A 15423-nucleotide genomic window follows, 5' to 3' on the forward strand; every position below is an offset into this window, starting at 1 on the left:
AAAAGTCAAAAGTAAATTTTTCATGGAAAATTGCTCTGATTACTATCTCCCATTATGCTTAACTTCTGAAATATCATAGATTTACTTCAAGCGATTGCCCTGCTGTTGCAGCGGAGGCAGCTAAAACCATGCCCTCTGAGACACCAAAACGCATTTTGCGCGGTGCTAGATTGGCAACCATCACGGTGAGACGTCCTTCGAGGTCTTTCGGGTCGTAAGCCGATTTAATCCCCGCAAAGACATTACGTGTCTCACTGCCTAAATCCAAGGTCAGTTGTACTAATTTATCAGCCCCTTCCACCGGAGCCGCTTTAAGAATTTTCACTACCCGTAAATCGAGTTTACCAAAATCATCAATTTGAATCGTCGGACTAATTGGATCAGCACTTAAATGACTCGGTTTTGCTGCTTGCACTGGGGCTGAAGTCGGAAGAGCTTGCTTATTATCTTCTATCATAGCCGCAATTTTTTCAGGCTCAATCCGAGTCATTAATGGCTTAAACACGAGGACTGTATGATTGAGTAGGGGCGTTTTAATGCTATCCCACGTCAATTCGCCCGCATTTAAAAAGAGTTCGGCTTCTTTAATGAGATTAGGCAAAACAGGTTTTAAATAAGCCGCTAATACTCTAAATAATTGTACACCCTGACTATAAATCGCATGGGCTTGATCTTTGGTCGCAGGGTCTTTGGCTAATACCCATGGTTTTTGCGCATCAATATACTGATTAGCTTTATCGGCTAGCGCCATAATATCGCGCATGGCTTGATTATAGCGGCGCTTTTCAAAGTTTTCGGCTATTTCAACACCTGCCGTCACAAACTCTTGATATAACGCTTCATCGTGTAATTGGGGGGATAATTGACTACTAGCCGATTTATTAATAAAGCCCGCACTACGGGAGGCTAGATTAACAAATTTATTGACTAAATCGCTATTTACGCGTTGAGTAAAATCCTCAAGATTTAGATCAATATCATCAATCCCATTACTGAGTTTACTCGCAAAGTAATAGCGTAAGGCATCCGGTGGTAGATGTTTTAAATAGCTTTCGGCTTGAATAAAGGTGCCACGCGATTTAGACATTTTCTCGCCATTCACAGTGAGAAAGCCGTGGCAATTCACCCCCGTAGGCACACGGAAGTCACCACTCTCTAAGAGTGCAGGCCAGAATAAGGTATGGAAATAGGCAATATCTTTACCAATAAAGTGATACACCTCGGCTTGCGAGTTTTTAGCCCAATACTCATTGAAATCAATGCCTTGCTTTTCACAGAGATTTTTAAAGCTAGCTAAATAGCCAATCGGGGCATCAAGCCACACATAAAAATATTTATCCGCTGTATCGGGGATTTTAAAGCCCCAATAAGGTGCATCGCGGGATACATCCCAGTCACTTAGGCCTTGATCTGATTCAAACCATTCCATTTGCTTATTGGCAATTTCTTTTTGCACTGATCCACTGGCTAAAAAGCTTTTTAAGAAGCCTTCAAAGTCGCCGAGTTTAAAGAAATAGTGTTCGGTTTCCTTTTCAATCGGTTTAGTGCCTGAAACGGTGGAAATCGGGTTTTTCATATCGGTAGGGGAGTAGGTCGCACCGCAGACCTCACAGTTATCCCCATATTGATCGGGCGAGCCGCAGCGTGGGCATTCGCCTTTTATAAAGCGATCCGGCAGGAACATCTGCGCGGTTGCGTCATAGGCTTGGCGAATGGTGCGCTGGGTAATGTGTCCTTTGGCTTTGGCTTTTTTGTAAATAGCCTCAGAGTAAGCCTGATTTTCAGGCGAGTGAGTGCTGTAGTAGTTGTCAAAACTAATATTAAAGCCCGCAAAATCGCGCTGATGTTCGATGGAGATACGCTCAATCAACTGTTGTGGTTCAATCCCTTCAGCTCTAGCGCGTAACATAATGGGTGTGCCGTGAGCATCGTCCGCGCACACATAATAACAAGTATTGCCGCGCATGCGTTGGAAGCGTGCCCAGATATCCGTTTGAATGTATTCTACCATGTGGCCCAGATGAATCGGGCCATTCGCATAGGGAAGTGCGCTAGTAATGAGGATTTTTCTGGTCATATGAACCTAGTTTGAGCTGTCCTTAAATCGGTCAGATAAAGTAGCAGGTTTGCGGAGTTTGTGCCACCTCGGTCATATTTGCCTCAGGGGTTATGTATTAGAATAATTAATACTGCATTAGATAGGCGTGAGGTCTAGCGAGAGCTGAGTTAGAGCTTTGCTAGGTCGCAGCTTATAGAAGGCTATAGGAAGCGGTTTCCCACAACCCAGTCGTATAATAAGGGTGATATTTATTATGAAAAGTATTTTCTCATTTAGTTGTTATGCTTATTCGTATTGGGGAGCATGGGGTACTGGTATTTGCCTATCAATATTTATGTGTTTACGTATTTATTTGGGGTATGCATCAAGGCATAAGATACTAGATAAGCACTTTATTACCGATACTAATGAGTATAATAAACGGCGTCCATTTAGCGTAGGAAGTGCTTATCCTTGGGCACCAATGTCAATGATGTCTCCATATGGAAAAATGATTTATAGTATTATGTGGATTGCCTTTTTTATTTTGGTAGTGATTACTATATTTTTGGATAAATATTGCCCTTAATATTTATGTGTTCGCTCAAGTTTGTCCACCCTTAATAATCTCACCACCAGTCAAACTTGGAGTAGCTTTGGTGAGATAGAGAGCTATAGCGCTAGTCACACTATTGTAAGTAACCTTGGTGATCTCACAGTGGACTATGTCATCGATGGTCAAGATCGCCGCATCGGTAAAAAGGTCAATGGCGTACTCAAACAAGGCTTTCTGTATCAAGATCAACTCAATCCGATTGCCGAACTAGACGGCTCTGGTAATGTCATCGCTCGATTTGTCTACGCCGATAAGGGCAATATACCGGCTTATATGATTAAAGGTGGCAACACCTATCGGATTATCTCGGATTATCTCGGATCATCTGGGCAGCCCGCGTTTGGTGGTTAATGCCGGAACGGGCGAAGTGGCTCAACGCGTAGAGTACGATGTGTGGGGCAAGGTGGTGAGTGACAGTAATCCTGGCTTCCAACCCTTTGGGTTTGCGGGTGGGTTATATGACCAGCATACGGGGTTCGTACGCTTTGGAGCGCGGGATTATGACCCAGAGACCGGGCGCTGGACGGCGAAAGACCCGATACGGTTTGCCGGTGGTGATACTAATCTGTATGGGTATGTGGCGAATGATCCGGTGAATTTTGTGGATGTGAATGGAATGATAAGCGCTTTGTGCGAGGCTTTACAAAAAATTAATAACCTACAGCAAGAGCAAATGAAAAAAGGGGGATCTATTTTCAATGATTTTGATCCCTTGACTATGGTTACTCATGAACAAGATTTTCTAAGTGCTGCGGGAGTTAGTAACTTTACAGTAGATGGTGTTGATTTGCAGTATACGGTTGTTACTCATGGTTTTGCTGAGAGAACTCATGGAGCGGGAGCTGTAGTTGCTACTATTGGATTTGGTTATTATTCCACATTAGGCTCTGCTGTCTCAGCTTACAGGAGAGGAGTGGGTTTTGATGGTTGGCTGGATGATGCAGCTGCTGACTTGAGAGGCTCAAATTTAGGTGTTGAAATTTGGGCTAGTGGAGGGCTTTCTGAGTATTTAAAGTCTAATTGTTCGGATTGCAATAAATGAAATATTTACCCTATATGTCATTAATTTTATTTTCATACATCTTATTAATGATTTTAATTAGTGATCTATACTATGATGAAAAAGGTCCTGTTTTCATGTTTTTTATATTTTTTATAGTTGCACTTTCATTATTTGAAAAAAGCATCAGGAAAAATAGCTTAATAGTACTAATACTAATGATTACTTTATTTATTCCCTTCTTCCAGAAGCATACTGAACTTTCTAAAGAGAATTATAAGAAATATAATATGATAGTTAAATCTGGTAAAGTGGACTCTAGTGCCGAATCTGGTACAAGGTATGTGAAAACAGGTTTTGTGCGTAGTTCCTATAGATTTTGGAGGAAGGGTGAATGTATTAACTTTTATTTTGCACTATATGATGAATTCATGACACAGTGTTATAATACTATAGACATCCATTAAATAGCCTCTACTGTCGGATAGATTTAATCAGGCTTATAGCCATAATTATTAACCCACTAATTAAATAGGCGACTAAGCCGCATAAGCGATAGCCTCATGTTGGAAGTATTGTTTTACACGCTCAGGATGTTTTTGTAAAAAACGTAACGCTTTATTGACCTGCTGCTTTAATGTTGTCTAGTGATAGCTCAGATACTTCTGGGGGAACGGCATTGGCCTTCGAGACTTTTGGTAGTGGAGCAGGTACATTAACTGGGCAAGGGGGAGCAATTGCTACTACGGGAAGTGTAGTATTACATGGAACAGCACAAGCCTTAAATGGAGTTAAAGCTATCGCTCAGATGGATTATCAGCATTATATTAATACAGGTGATCATAGAAGTAAGCGTTTTGAGGGAGTTGATTGGGAAAAATATGGGGATAATTTCGAAGATGCTTTTAAAGCATGCCCTGTAAAATGGTGCTTTATCATTTTTTAAGTTTTTTTATCATAGTAAAAGGTTTAATTAAAATATTAGATGAGAAAATATGAGATATTTATATGAAGCCACAGATTTTGAGCTATGGATCGTAAAATATATTGTGCTCCCTTTAATGTGTATTGCTTTATTAAAAGGATGTTTTGATATCACAAATAAAAATAATATTTGTAAAGTGGACTGTAAAAAAAGCGGTTTTGCTGGCTTTAGTTATATTCCACCCCATTCTTATGGATATGGTGGGGATAAGTGCTATTGTTTGACAGAAGAAGATATGAAAGTAAAAAACAAAATTCCTAGAGGGGTAGAGATTTGGTAGGATAAGAGATATTTTTTAAAGTTTCAAAAGAGCTTTTTCGGATTACCTTTGATTATCTTAGTAGCCCGCTTTTAGTCTCCAAGCTCTTTTAGGCTGCATGGCGTTGTGCAATAGCCTTTCGTATTTCAGGAGGTAAAATACCTAAGCTTATTTTATCTTTCGGAATACCACATGCGATTAGTGCATTATCCAACTCATCCTCGGTATTATTGGCCTGAATTACTATTTCATCCTCTTCAATGCTAATATGTATTAAGCAGATATGAATACGTTTTTGCCCGTACCACCCGATACGCATTACCATATAATGTGAGTGGTAATCATCAAACAGCATTTCAATACGAGTTTCTGGTGTATTTAGATCACCATACTCAGAGAGCAAATTTTTTATACAAGTTTGATAATAGTTTAAAGTGGATGAATCCATTTCAAATCTCCCTCACCTAGAATCGAATAAACAATCAGCCTCATTTGTAATTTACTGATAACCATCTTACCAATAGCTTGAGAGAAAATACCTTCATAAGCATGTATCGGGATGGCAATATAAAGAATGCGATCAGGCTCGGATTCTTGTAATAACCAACGGTATAATTCATATTGCCCCATAGCTTTTTCTAATTCTGAAACTTGCGAATCACGCAAAAAGCTTTTTATTTCCACAGCAATTTTCTCATTGCCGCGTGTGGCAGCTATGGGGCGCTCTGCACCTAAATCAGTTGATAATTCTGGTTCACTCCGAAAGCTCAAAGGATCATGGGTAATCTGCCAACCTTCAAGAATAAGCGCATTTTTTACAATGTCATGATACCTATCACGACGCGACATAAACTATTCCTTTAGAGTTATTGCCTAATCGTTTCGATTTTAACACAAACATCAGTCGCTACGCGAGATAGCGTAGTTGAGTGACAGTAACTCCAGCTTTGGTCTTGCTGGGGGATCGTATGACCAGCATACGGGGTCAGTACGCTTTGGAGCACGGGATTATGATCCAGAGACTAGGAGCTGGACAGATCAAACTTATAGGGATGCAGCAGCTTTCTGAATACTCGGCTCTGTTTGCTGTCCAGTCTGTGATAGCGCAACGATGTGATGACTACGCGAGAAGGCGGTCAATACAGCCTGCAATGCCGCTGTGGAAATATCACCACTGTGGGCAACCGCCGCAATCACCTGATCATCTACCTGTAGCTCGACACAGGACATGGCCTCTGCCGTCGTGCCAACCGACATAGAGCTTTCATCAAATTGGCTCACTTCTGGGCGTATTCCCGTGTATTTGCCCAAGGCATCACATAAGGCTTCCACCACACCATGCCCTTGTCCGTGTAAGCTTTTGCTACCGATGACAAACTCGGCTTGCACTTCCTGACCATGAGCACGTAATTCATAATGGCTTAACGTCCAGTCAGTTGGGACATAGTTAAAATGTTGCTCAAACAATGACTTGATGCGTAGAGAGGGTACTTCTTTGCCGGTAGTTTCCGATACTTTTTGTACAACTCGGCTCAAGTGTCCATGCATCCATTTGGGCAAGTGAATGCCATAGTCACGTTCTAGAATCAAGGCCACGCCACCCTTGCCACTTTGGCTATTAATGCGTACCACTGCTTCATACTGGCGGCCTAAATCGCGCGGATCAATAGGAAGATAGGCCACTTCCCAGTGTGGGAGCTGGTGGTCGGTGTGATACTTGACCGATTTACGAATCGCATCCTGATGACTACCAGAAAAGGCCGCATAAACCAATTCCCCTGCCCAAGGGTGACGTGGATGCACCGGAAGCTCGGTACATTCCTCCACCATAGTGATGATTTCCTGAATATTGGATAGATCAAGCTTAGGATCAATACCTTGGGAGTATAGGTTCATCGCCATAGTCACCAGATCGGTATTACCAGTGCGCTCACCATTCCCCATTAAAGTCCCCTCGACTCGATCCGCGCCTGCCAAAAGGCCAAGCTCTGCTGCTGCCACCGCACAACCACGATCATTATGGGTATGTAGACTAATCCGCACATACTGGCGCTGTTTGAGCTGGCGGCAGAACCATTCCACCTGATCAGCAAAAATATTCGGGGTCGACATCTCCACCGTAGAGGGTAGATTGATAATAGCTTTCTGACCGTGTTGCGGTTGCCAAACATCGAGTACCGCATCACAAATGTCCACTGCAAAATCAAGCTCAGTGCCGGTAAAGCTTTCGGGTGAGTACTGGAAAGTCCAATCAGTTGCTGGATATTTTCGCGCCTCTTCCTGTAACCAACGTGCGCCCTGTACCGCAATCTCACAGATACCCGCTCGATCTAGACCAAAAACCTGCTCCCGTTGCACGGTAGAGGTGGAGTTATAGACATGCACAATGGCCTTTTTGACACCCGAAAGAGCTTCAAAACTACGCTCAATCAACTCCTTACGAGCTTGGGTCAAGATTTGCACCGTGACATCATCTGGAATCAAATGCTCGTCTATTAATTTACGCAAAAAGTCATATTCGGTCTGAGAGGCAGAGGGGAAACCGACTTCGATTTCCTTGAATCCAAGCTGCACTAAGAGCTTAAACATGCGAGTCTTTTTCTCAATAGACATGGGATTGACCAACGCTTGATTACCGTCGCGCAGGTCAACACTACACCAGTGGGGGGCAGCGGTAATGGTGCGCTCAGGCCATTGGCGATCTTTAAGGCCAATGGGCTGAAAGGGACGGTATTTTTTATGGTCAAACATGGTTAGCTCCTAATGATGTTGATAAAGTTAATGATACGCCGGTTTGAGCGCAATAACCTGTGTATTATCGCTAGCATAGCTTTGAAAACGCTATTTTATAGCGCAATATTAGTTTTTTACGCATAAAAATTGCGGCAGGAAAATAATGATGGACAAGAATATAGTATTTGATCGTTTTGACCTGAAGATTTTAGAAATCTTGCAGGAGGAGGGGGCGATTGCGAATCAAGAGCTGGCGGAGCGAGTCGGACTGACAGCGGCTCCTTGTTCTCGGCGCGTCAAACAGCTAGAAGAGGCTGGGGTGATTAGCCGTCGTACCGCTCGGCTGAATGAGCGCTATATCAATTTGCATCTAACCGTGATTTTGCTGGTGAGTATGGATAAGCATGTCAGCGAGCGCTTTGCTGTATTTGAGCAGGCTATCCGTGAGATTCCAGAGGTGGTGGAGTGTTATCTAGTAGCAGGTAATCATTCCGATTACCAGCTCAAGGTTTTGGTGCCAAATATGGAGCGCTACCATGAACTCCTTTTAGGGCGTATTACTCGTATTCCGGGGGTATCAGGGGTACAATCATCGTTTGTGTTGAATAAGATAGTGGATACTACAGCACTGCCACTGAGGTATGCGAATGTGGAGTGATATTGACCTAGGAATGGCTCACTCAGTTAGGCTAGGCTGAGCGAGCTATTGCTAAGAGGTCTTATCCGGTTGTCAAACGACTAAATAAAGAAGGAGTTAATGCGGTGGTTTAAATCACGGTTAAATTTTAGCTGCTAATTTTGCTCTTCAAGTATTCTTTTAAGCTGGGAAAGATTACTCTTTTTTCTCCATCAACCCATTCATATATTTCCCCATCTTCTTTTTGTAGTATCAGTAAACCTTCTACACCTGTATTTTCCAAAACAATAGAGTTTTTTGGAAAGGAGGCATTTCTTTGAATTTCTTTTAGTGTAACACTTACAACATTGGCATAACTATCAATATTCAAACCTGTTAATTCTGTAGAGCCAAATGATATTGCTCCAAACTGAGAAAGATATTTTTTATAGTCATCAGCAAAACGTAAGTTTAGCTGCCTTTCAGCTTCAGCAATAAGTTCATCGGAAGCTCCTTTTGTTTTGTATAATTTGAATTTTTCTTCAATAGCTTTGATTATATTATGCATTTTGCTCTCCAGCATGTGCTCTTGACTTCCAGTGTGTGCTTCGTTCATTGTGAAATGCAACGCGGTCTATTTCAGATTCTTTTTTAGTATCGTGTAATATAGCATTGTTTTCTTTTCCTCTATGTTCGTTAGGAGTCAATTCGGCAAGAGGACCATCATTCTTCTGTCCGATATGGTGTAACTCAATAGCATCCCCCTCTTGAGTAATGGGAGAAAGACCTGCCTCTGCTCTTTCTCGATTGCTACGCCCCATAGAGTCTTTCTTTTCCCAATCAATATCATTTTTTACCAAACATTTTCTACCATTTATTTCGATCTCTTGAAGGTTAGCATTTTTATATATTTCATATTCTTTCATTGATCTGATTGCATCAATCAATTCATTAGACCAACCTGTTTCATTTCTTATTTGTTGCTTTTCTTCATGTGTCAGTCCCCTAGTCTCTGAGTTTGAATAGTCCCTTATTTCGGTTTGCTCATGAGCACTAGTTTCTATAGCTTGAAGGGTATTTTGTATTCTTAAGCTTTCTAGTGAAGTGTTCTCGATTGTTTCAAGACTCAGTTGTAGTGGTGTTTCATTCGTGTGCTTAATGGTTGTTTCTTTTAGAGCTTCGCTGATAGGCTCAATACCTTTGTGTATAATAGCACTGAGGTGTTCAAGCATGGGCCTGCTCCATATGATTTAGAATCTTTTGAGAAATATTTTTTATCACTTCTTTGTTTTTCGATAATAAGAATGATGAAATGATACGTTCAATTTCCAATAAGTTAATCTCTAATTGATGTTGATATAAATAGCGAATCGTTAAGCTCTTAATAATCTCTTCAATGAAGTGATTTGCCGAAGCAGGTCTCCATAAAATGCTCAAGATATCAACTAGTTTTGCCTTGGATTCTTCACTGGGGTTTATAGAAATATTAAGAAGCGTTGTTTTTAAATTACTAGGAATGGGGTTCTTGCGGCAATAAATGCCTTTATTTAGCAATACCATGACTTGTAAAGAAAAATAATCCGCAAACAATAAATTGTCTATTTGATATGGAATGTCTTTTAAAGTTAATTGTTTTTTTAATTCATCTTTAGCTAAGTCTATTAGCTTAGTTAGATCATTGGATTGAGATATTATGATTGAGTTTAGTAGTTTAATAGCTAACTCTTTTCCTGCTTCTCCAATTAATGAGCTGATCTGATAAGCTTGATAACTATGTAAAGGTTTATGCAAAGATACCATTGATCTTTTGATTTTATCGTCACTTATTGCATGAGAGAGAACATCACTGAAAATAGCACACTCTACTGGACGTCCCATTCCCTCTTTATGACATAGTGCATGCCCGGTATTGAGCCTGTTTAGATAAAGTGCATCATGATCATCTATACTCAAAGAAGCTGCTAATAGTGATTGATCATCTTTTGAAACTAGGCGATGAACAATTTTGGTATTGGAGTTTTTGATCACGTCAAGAGAGATTTTTGAGGGTATTTGCTCAACAACGGCAACACCTTGACCTAAAGATCGCATTTCAGCAAGAATATTGCAGAAAACCTCAACTGCCTTACCTTTTGGATTACCCATCATCTCGGTTGATCGTTCGGTTTCAATATTTTTAAGTAGCCGATGTGCCTCCTCAATAACCATAAAATGACGTAAGCCTTTGTTGCCTATTCCTGGATTTACGGCTGGATTTTCTTTTTGTCGATATTCGCTGATCAGTACTAGAGTCAATCCAACAAAAAAGGCTTTATCATCGTCATCTGCAAGGCTTTCCATCTCAAGAATAGTATTTTTTGACAGAAGTTTTTCTATTGAGAAGCAGTCATGTGTATTGAACATTAAGCCTTTTGCACCAACACACAGACTTTCAAGTCGCACAATAATGGCAGTACGAATATTATCCCGCAGCTCTCCTTTGTAGTCGAGTTCTGTCTTGATATAATGATCAACTTCATCTTTTAGATCTGCTAATGTTGGAAAGCAATAAAAATGCTCTTCAAATTGGTATCGTGCTATATCATAGTTACCTTTGCTATCAATAAAATTAGGATGGATTCCTAAGGTTAAATCCCAGCCTTTTTTGATATATATGGAGTGCAAACATTTTTCAACAATACTGGGCATAGGGCCATAAAGTGAAAAGCTGGCATTAAAGATAGCTTTCAGATAATCAATATGTACTAGTGGGTGAACACCTTCCTGAATATAAAAAGGATTGAGCCGGATTGGACTGACAGTTGCATCTCCGATGGTAAATATATTTAGATTCTCTTTGAAAACATCATTTGCTAAAAGTTGTCGATAGTCTCGTTTAGCAGACTCTAATACCAAGAAAGGTATGGATTTTTTTTGAGCAAGGTTTTTTAAAATATGTTTGACCGTGGTGGTCTTTCCGCTTCCTGTTAAACCACAAACGAAAAGATGCTTATTTAAATCACTTTCAGATAGATAAATATGAGCACCTTGAATCGGATTGCCATGATCAGAAATAGAGCCTAAAACTAAATCAGCGCTGCTGCTAATATCGGTCAATGCAAGAGCAGGCATTTTTTGAATTTCATAACCTGGTATTGATTCTATGGGGGGAGAGGATACATAGGATAATTCTTCACTGGTAATGTATGAGGCCAATGATTTAGGAAAAAGGGTATTGGCGGAGCTGATTTTTGATATAAAAAGAGTTTTGTTTTCAAGAGCATCTAGATAAATACGTGGAGGAGGTAGTAGCTTATCATCTGGTTTTGAAAGCTCCCCTGCCAAAGTACCAGCTAAAATATTACTGGTGATCTTATCGTGAGTAGCAAAAGTGATTGATGTCTCCCAATAGCCTGAGCCAAACCCCTGTATCATTCTTTCGATATAGTGACTTGCGATTTTCTCTAGCTCTAAGGCATAACCGTTTTGCTGTTCAATGGAAAGGGATTGAGATTGGTTTTCTGAAAAAGTATTCGTGTTGGCCTTAGATATACTTTCGGTTTCTGTACTTGACTTATTATATGAATGATTGACGACAATACTCATAAAGCCAGTACTAGATCCATCGGTTTTTGATGTTCCACTGGTGGTAGTATTGGTTTCAGACACAGAGGTTCCTGAACCTTTGGTTTCACCCACCGTCTGTTTTGCTAGTATATGTAAACTATCCCTCATCTGGATTAATTCATGGAGAGATCGTTGCTTTTCAATCTCAGAAACGGGTTTAGAGAGGATTGCAAGTAAATATTCTTTTCCATAAAGGCTCCGGGTAACAGAGCATAAATTGAATTTTTGCTTCTTATTTTCTTTTTGCAGTGCTGGTACACCCGTTACCATACCACCATAATGGTATCCTCCGGCAAGAGAGGATAGATTGATAGTTTCATCAAACCTAATCTTTTTTCCCGGCAAAATGCCGTTCACAATAGATTCAAAAAGCTCCGGAGCATTTTCAGTGAGAGACTCACTTTTGAGTCCAATAAAAACTCGGCTCTTACCGTTTTTACTGCTAAGTATGAGAGCTACTGATAATCCAGAATGACTTGCTGCTGCTAGTATATTCTGAAAGCGTTCATTAATGAATTGAGGAATATTTTCGTAATCAGCATTGACAGAGATTTCGCTTAAGGGAAAAAGGTAGTAGCTATCAAGGTAGCTGGTAGGGTCTTGTTCGGTCTGTGTTTTTAATATGTTTTTATCGATAAAAGACCACCACGGAACAAGCTTTTGTGAGGCTTCAACAAGAGCTTGTTGGCTATTTTGTGCTGGAGTGAGGGCTGTTTTATTCATTTGATTTTCCCTCTAATATAAAGCCGTGAGTTGAGCAAAAGTGATGAAAATCACTTTCAAAGGCTATTCCAACTTTTTCTAGCCACTGAAGTACCTGTTCTTGAGCGGATGCGAGGTATTTATCTATATCGATCTGGATGCTTTCACGGGCTTTTTCCTGATTAAGATAAAAACCAAAAGCATAAGCCGATAACAGAATAGTAACTATTCCTGCAACAATGCCTAAAACGACATTTACGGTTACAGTGCCAAGAATAAAATTAAGCCCACTGAGAATTAAGCTCTGTTTTAGTTGACGATCATGTAAATATCTTACAATATCGGGTTCTAGTGCAATTTTATTTTCTAGTTGCTTAGTCCATTCATGGACTCGTTTACGGAAATCAGCATCAAAAAATGCATTTTGTAGTTGGATATCGGCACCTTTTATCCTCTCCCGTGCATCAGCCATAAGGTAATTTAGCTGTGTGTCTAAAAGAACCTCTGTTTTGTAAACAATCTCTTTAGGAATATGTGTTTTTAGGAAATTTTTGGTTTGATCGACATTGAAGCCAGGTTTTAAATATGTCTGCTGTAACGTACTTTTGAGGTTTGAAAATTCAATCATGACATCTTTTTTGATATTGTTCTGATTCATTTTATATCCTCCAATACTTCTATGCAGCGTAACTTCTCTGGCTGAATATCCTTTTTTTTTCTGTCTAGCTCTTTAATTTCTATAATTATGTCTTCATTAGATTGTTTTTTTGTTTTCTCTGCTTCAAGTGCTTCCTGTCGATCACTAATCACTGAATCCATTTCTTTTGAAAAGTCGTTTAAGTAGGTATTGAGAATTTCTTTGGATTTATTCGGTATGATATTGATAATACTAGAAAGCTCATTGCTACATTGGTGTCGGTATTCCTCAAGGTGTTTTTTTTCATCAAACACATCTCTTGTACCTACTTGTATTTTTTTCTTAAAAGCTTTAGCTCCTCCTGCTCCTGCAGCAGCTCCTGCTGATGCTATACCGAGATAGGCTAAAAATCCAAAAGGCCCAGTTGTAAGAGTAGCTATTATCCCAGCTACTGCCAAAGCTGCACCTGTAGCTCCTAAGATCGTTTTTGTTCCATCTATTTTATCCTCATAAATAGCTTCTTTATGAAAGGCTTTTGCCTTTGCATTTTCCTCTAAAGCCTGCAGATCGATCATTTTAGGAGTAGATATTTGGTATTCTGATTTGAATTGCTTGCCTGCCTCATCAAGAGCCTTTGTAAGATTTTTTGTTAATTCCATCGAAAAATCATCGATCTTTTTCTCTACGTCATTGAGAGCATCGAGAGTATTTTTTCTGGTAATTTCAATATTGTTGCTTTCTGCAATGAGTGTAATATATTTCGTTTTTAGCGTATCGATATCTTTTTGCCACGACGAGTGTCTACCAGAGTAGTTGGATTCCAGATCTTCTCTAGTTTCTCTGGTTAGAAGCTTATACTTCTCAAGAGCTGCATTAATACGGTTTATTTCTTCTTCAAACTGCTGGGGATTGACCTTCTTCTTTTCTAGTCTCTCCGTTTTTTCGGTATAGAGATTTTCCTGTTCTTCGTATCCCTCCTTAATTTTTCTCAAAATTTCTTGCAGTTGTAGATTGGGTGCTTTCATGGAAAACTCATCGACTGCAGCAAACATTTTCTCAAATCGAGAGCCTTCATAAACAATATCAATTAAATCTCGTTCTTCCTTCTCTGCTTGTTCGAGATACTCATAAAGTATTTTCTTTTTATTGTTAGATTTCTGGATTTCTTTAACAGAAATACCATTATTAAGATCACAGTGAATTAACTTAAGCAAACTGTCCACAACCAGAATGCGATTTTCGGGTATTATATTGTGGTATAGTCGATTAGCTTCCTTATGTAATCTATCCACATCATCATTTGAGTAAAGTCCAGCATGGGTTAAAATAAGAAAAAGTGTCTCTCTACTGCGGTTAGAGATGGTAGAATTGACAAATTTTCTAAAAGATTCGGACTCAATCGGTTTGATTTGGTGTACAAATAAAATAGCATCGGCTTGTTCAAAAAACTGGAATGAAACATTCTGGACACCACCGGTTGCATTGACTCCCGGACTATCAACAATGCGAAGCTCGTCAAATTCCCACTTCAAGGGGTAACCAAAATCAATCTCTACCGGAATTTTATCTTTAGTTCTTTCGGAAATAAATTTTTCAATTACCTTATGTTTACCCTGAAGTTGTTCGCTGGATTTTTGTTCTAGTTGCCTTATAAAATCCTCATCAACTTTTAAGACGTCAGCACTTGCAATAATACAATCATCTATCAGGGGGGTTGGTATTTCACGATACTCATCATGGATTTTGCATATTTCATGCAGTCGTGCTTTTGCATTAATACCGAGACTAGTCAATTCGTCAGAAATGCTTTCTATGGTTCCATCAGCATATTTGACTCTTAGGGAGGGAGTTTCTGATTTGAATATTTCTACGATAGTACTAGAAGATTGAAGTACATCAGAAGGAAGAAGTTCGGTACCTAAAAGCGCGTTAATAAATGTTGATTTACCAGCCTTCACTTCTCCGGCTATCGCTAGAGTAAATTTCCCATTTTTTAATGATTCAACCCTGTTTTCAAGAAAATTGATTTTAACACCATCATTAGTATCACCTCTTTTAATTTTATAATTATTAAAAAGATCAATTACATTGTCTTTATGAGCTTTATAGTGCTTACCAATCATTTGTTATTCCTTAGTGTATTTTGCAAGCGGCCTATATAAATAGAGGTATTCAAAAAATAGCATAAGTGGTTTACTATACTATTATTTGAATAGTATTTATTAAAAGGT

The 15423-nt window shown here is 39.6% G+C and carries 15 protein-coding genes; 6 read left to right on the forward strand and 9 right to left on the reverse strand.

The features are described 5' to 3' along the window. Positions 1-73 precede the first annotated feature (73 nt). Positions 74-2077, reverse strand: coding sequence for a methionine--tRNA ligase (metG, locus tag A3IK_RS0108855; protein ID WP_020559627.1), 2004 nt, complete (start codon positions 2075-2077; stop codon positions 74-76). 235 nt (positions 2078-2312) lie between these two features. Here metG and A3IK_RS18965 point away from each other — a divergent pair, with 235 nt between their 5' ends. The 5 genes from A3IK_RS18965 to A3IK_RS0108885 all read left to right on the forward strand — a co-directional run bounded on the left by A3IK_RS18965 (position 2313) and on the right by A3IK_RS0108885 (position 4919). Further along, positions 2313-2627, forward strand: a complete 315-nt coding sequence (locus A3IK_RS18965) for a hypothetical protein (protein ID WP_020559628.1) — start codon at positions 2313-2315, stop codon at positions 2625-2627. Between the two features lie 21 nt (positions 2628-2648). Continuing rightward, complete coding sequence (locus A3IK_RS21540; protein ID WP_020559629.1) at positions 2649-3005, forward strand: hypothetical protein; 357 nt, start codon at positions 2649-2651, stop codon at positions 3003-3005. After that, on the forward strand, positions 2938-3696 hold the full coding sequence (locus tag A3IK_RS0108870) for an RHS repeat-associated core domain-containing protein (RefSeq protein ID WP_211209427.1): 759 nt from the start codon (positions 2938-2940) through the stop codon (positions 3694-3696). The genes A3IK_RS21540 and A3IK_RS0108870 overlap by 68 nt, the downstream gene beginning before the upstream one ends. A gap of 595 nt (positions 3697-4291) precedes the next feature. Next, entirely contained in the window at positions 4292-4600 is a 309-nt protein-coding gene (locus A3IK_RS0108880) for a hypothetical protein (protein ID WP_020559632.1), read from the forward strand. 49 nt (positions 4601-4649) lie between these two features. Further along, positions 4650-4919: a hypothetical protein gene (locus tag A3IK_RS0108885; RefSeq protein ID WP_020559633.1), complete on the forward strand. Its 270-nt coding sequence runs from the start codon at positions 4650-4652 to the stop codon at positions 4917-4919. A gap of 88 nt (positions 4920-5007) precedes the next feature. On the opposite strand, the gene A3IK_RS0108890 is transcribed toward A3IK_RS0108885, so the two are convergent. The 3 genes from A3IK_RS0108890 to leuA form a co-directional block, all read right to left on the reverse strand. Continuing rightward, complete coding sequence (locus A3IK_RS0108890) at positions 5008-5346, reverse strand: XisI protein (RefSeq protein ID WP_020559634.1); 339 nt, start codon at positions 5344-5346, stop codon at positions 5008-5010. Continuing rightward, positions 5328-5747, reverse strand: a complete 420-nt coding sequence (locus tag A3IK_RS0108895; RefSeq protein ID WP_020559635.1) for a XisH family protein — start codon at positions 5745-5747, stop codon at positions 5328-5330. The genes A3IK_RS0108890 and A3IK_RS0108895 overlap by 19 nt, the downstream gene beginning before the upstream one ends. 195 nt (positions 5748-5942) lie before the next feature. Next, positions 5943-7649 (reverse strand): 2-isopropylmalate synthase, encoded by a 1707-nt coding sequence (gene leuA, locus A3IK_RS0108900; RefSeq protein ID WP_020559636.1) that lies wholly within the window; start codon positions 7647-7649, stop codon positions 5943-5945. 145 nt (positions 7650-7794) lie between these two features. Here leuA and A3IK_RS0108905 point away from each other — a divergent pair, with 145 nt between their 5' ends. Then, complete coding sequence (locus A3IK_RS0108905) at positions 7795-8289, forward strand: Lrp/AsnC family transcriptional regulator (protein ID WP_110690388.1); 495 nt, start codon at positions 7795-7797, stop codon at positions 8287-8289. A 127-nt stretch (positions 8290-8416) separates the two neighbouring features. Here A3IK_RS0108905 and A3IK_RS0108910 read toward each other — a convergent pair whose 3' ends face one another. Genes A3IK_RS0108910 through A3IK_RS0108930 form a run of 5 tightly spaced genes read right to left on the reverse strand, consistent with a single transcriptional unit; the run spans position 8417 to position 15315 of the window. Next, a complete protein-coding gene (locus A3IK_RS0108910; RefSeq protein WP_020559638.1) occupies positions 8417-8815 on the reverse strand; it encodes an SMI1/KNR4 family protein in 399 nt (132 codons plus the stop codon). Further along, the gene (locus tag A3IK_RS0108915; RefSeq protein ID WP_020559639.1) at positions 8808-9479 is read right to left on the reverse strand and encodes an HNH/ENDO VII family nuclease; all 672 of its coding nucleotides are present in this window, start codon (positions 9477-9479) and stop codon (positions 8808-8810) included. Before A3IK_RS0108915 ends, A3IK_RS0108910 begins: the two co-directional genes overlap by 8 nt. Next, entirely contained in the window at positions 9472-12576 is a 3105-nt protein-coding gene (locus A3IK_RS0108920) for an ATP-binding protein (RefSeq protein ID WP_020559640.1), read from the reverse strand. Before A3IK_RS0108920 ends, A3IK_RS0108915 begins: the two co-directional genes overlap by 8 nt. Beyond that, positions 12569-13213 carry a hypothetical protein gene (locus A3IK_RS0108925; RefSeq protein WP_020559641.1) on the reverse strand — a complete coding sequence of 215 codons (645 nt, stop codon included), beginning with the start codon at positions 13211-13213 and terminating at the stop codon, positions 12569-12571. Before A3IK_RS0108925 ends, A3IK_RS0108920 begins: the two co-directional genes overlap by 8 nt. Continuing rightward, positions 13210-15315 (reverse strand): dynamin family protein, encoded by a 2106-nt coding sequence (locus A3IK_RS0108930; RefSeq protein WP_020559642.1) that lies wholly within the window; start codon positions 15313-15315, stop codon positions 13210-13212. The genes A3IK_RS0108925 and A3IK_RS0108930 overlap by 4 nt, the downstream gene beginning before the upstream one ends. Positions 15316-15423: the final 108 nt, after the last annotated feature.

The sequence above is a fragment of the Thiofilum flexile DSM 14609 genome, assembly GCF_000380185.1.
Classification (GTDB): domain Bacteria; phylum Pseudomonadota; class Gammaproteobacteria; order Thiotrichales; family Thiotrichaceae; genus Thiofilum; species Thiofilum flexile.

What these genes read in the sequence shown, in the direction of transcription:
- A3IK_RS0108890 (WP_020559634.1), bottom strand. Translation starts at nt 5,346, where the DNA reads ATGGATTCATCCACTTTAAACTATTATCAAACTTGTATAAAAAATTTG.
- A3IK_RS0108905 (WP_110690388.1), top strand. Translation starts at nt 7,795, where the DNA reads ATGATGGACAAGAATATAGTATTTGATCGTTTTGACCTGAAGATTTTA.
- A3IK_RS0108895 (WP_020559635.1), bottom strand. Translation starts at nt 5,747, where the DNA reads ATGTCGCGTCGTGATAGGTATCATGACATTGTAAAAAATGCGCTTATT.
- A3IK_RS0108925 (WP_020559641.1), bottom strand. Translation starts at nt 13,213, where the DNA reads ATGAATCAGAACAATATCAAAAAAGATGTCATGATTGAATTTTCAAAC.
- leuA (WP_020559636.1), bottom strand. Translation starts at nt 7,649, where the DNA reads ATGTTTGACCATAAAAAATACCGTCCCTTTCAGCCCATTGGCCTTAAA.
- A3IK_RS0108920 (WP_020559640.1), bottom strand. Translation starts at nt 12,576, where the DNA reads ATGAATAAAACAGCCCTCACTCCAGCACAAAATAGCCAACAAGCTCTT.
- A3IK_RS0108885 (WP_020559633.1), top strand. Translation starts at nt 4,650, where the DNA reads ATGAGATATTTATATGAAGCCACAGATTTTGAGCTATGGATCGTAAAA.
- A3IK_RS18965 (WP_020559628.1), top strand. Translation starts at nt 2,313, where the DNA reads ATGAAAAGTATTTTCTCATTTAGTTGTTATGCTTATTCGTATTGGGGA.
- A3IK_RS0108910 (WP_020559638.1), bottom strand. Translation starts at nt 8,815, where the DNA reads ATGCATAATATAATCAAAGCTATTGAAGAAAAATTCAAATTATACAAA.
- A3IK_RS0108915 (WP_020559639.1), bottom strand. Translation starts at nt 9,479, where the DNA reads ATGCTTGAACACCTCAGTGCTATTATACACAAAGGTATTGAGCCTATC.
- A3IK_RS0108930 (WP_020559642.1), bottom strand. Translation starts at nt 15,315, where the DNA reads ATGATTGGTAAGCACTATAAAGCTCATAAAGACAATGTAATTGATCTT.
- A3IK_RS0108880 (WP_020559632.1), top strand. Translation starts at nt 4,292, where the DNA reads ATGTTGTCTAGTGATAGCTCAGATACTTCTGGGGGAACGGCATTGGCC.
- metG (WP_020559627.1), bottom strand. Translation starts at nt 2,077, where the DNA reads ATGACCAGAAAAATCCTCATTACTAGCGCACTTCCCTATGCGAATGGC.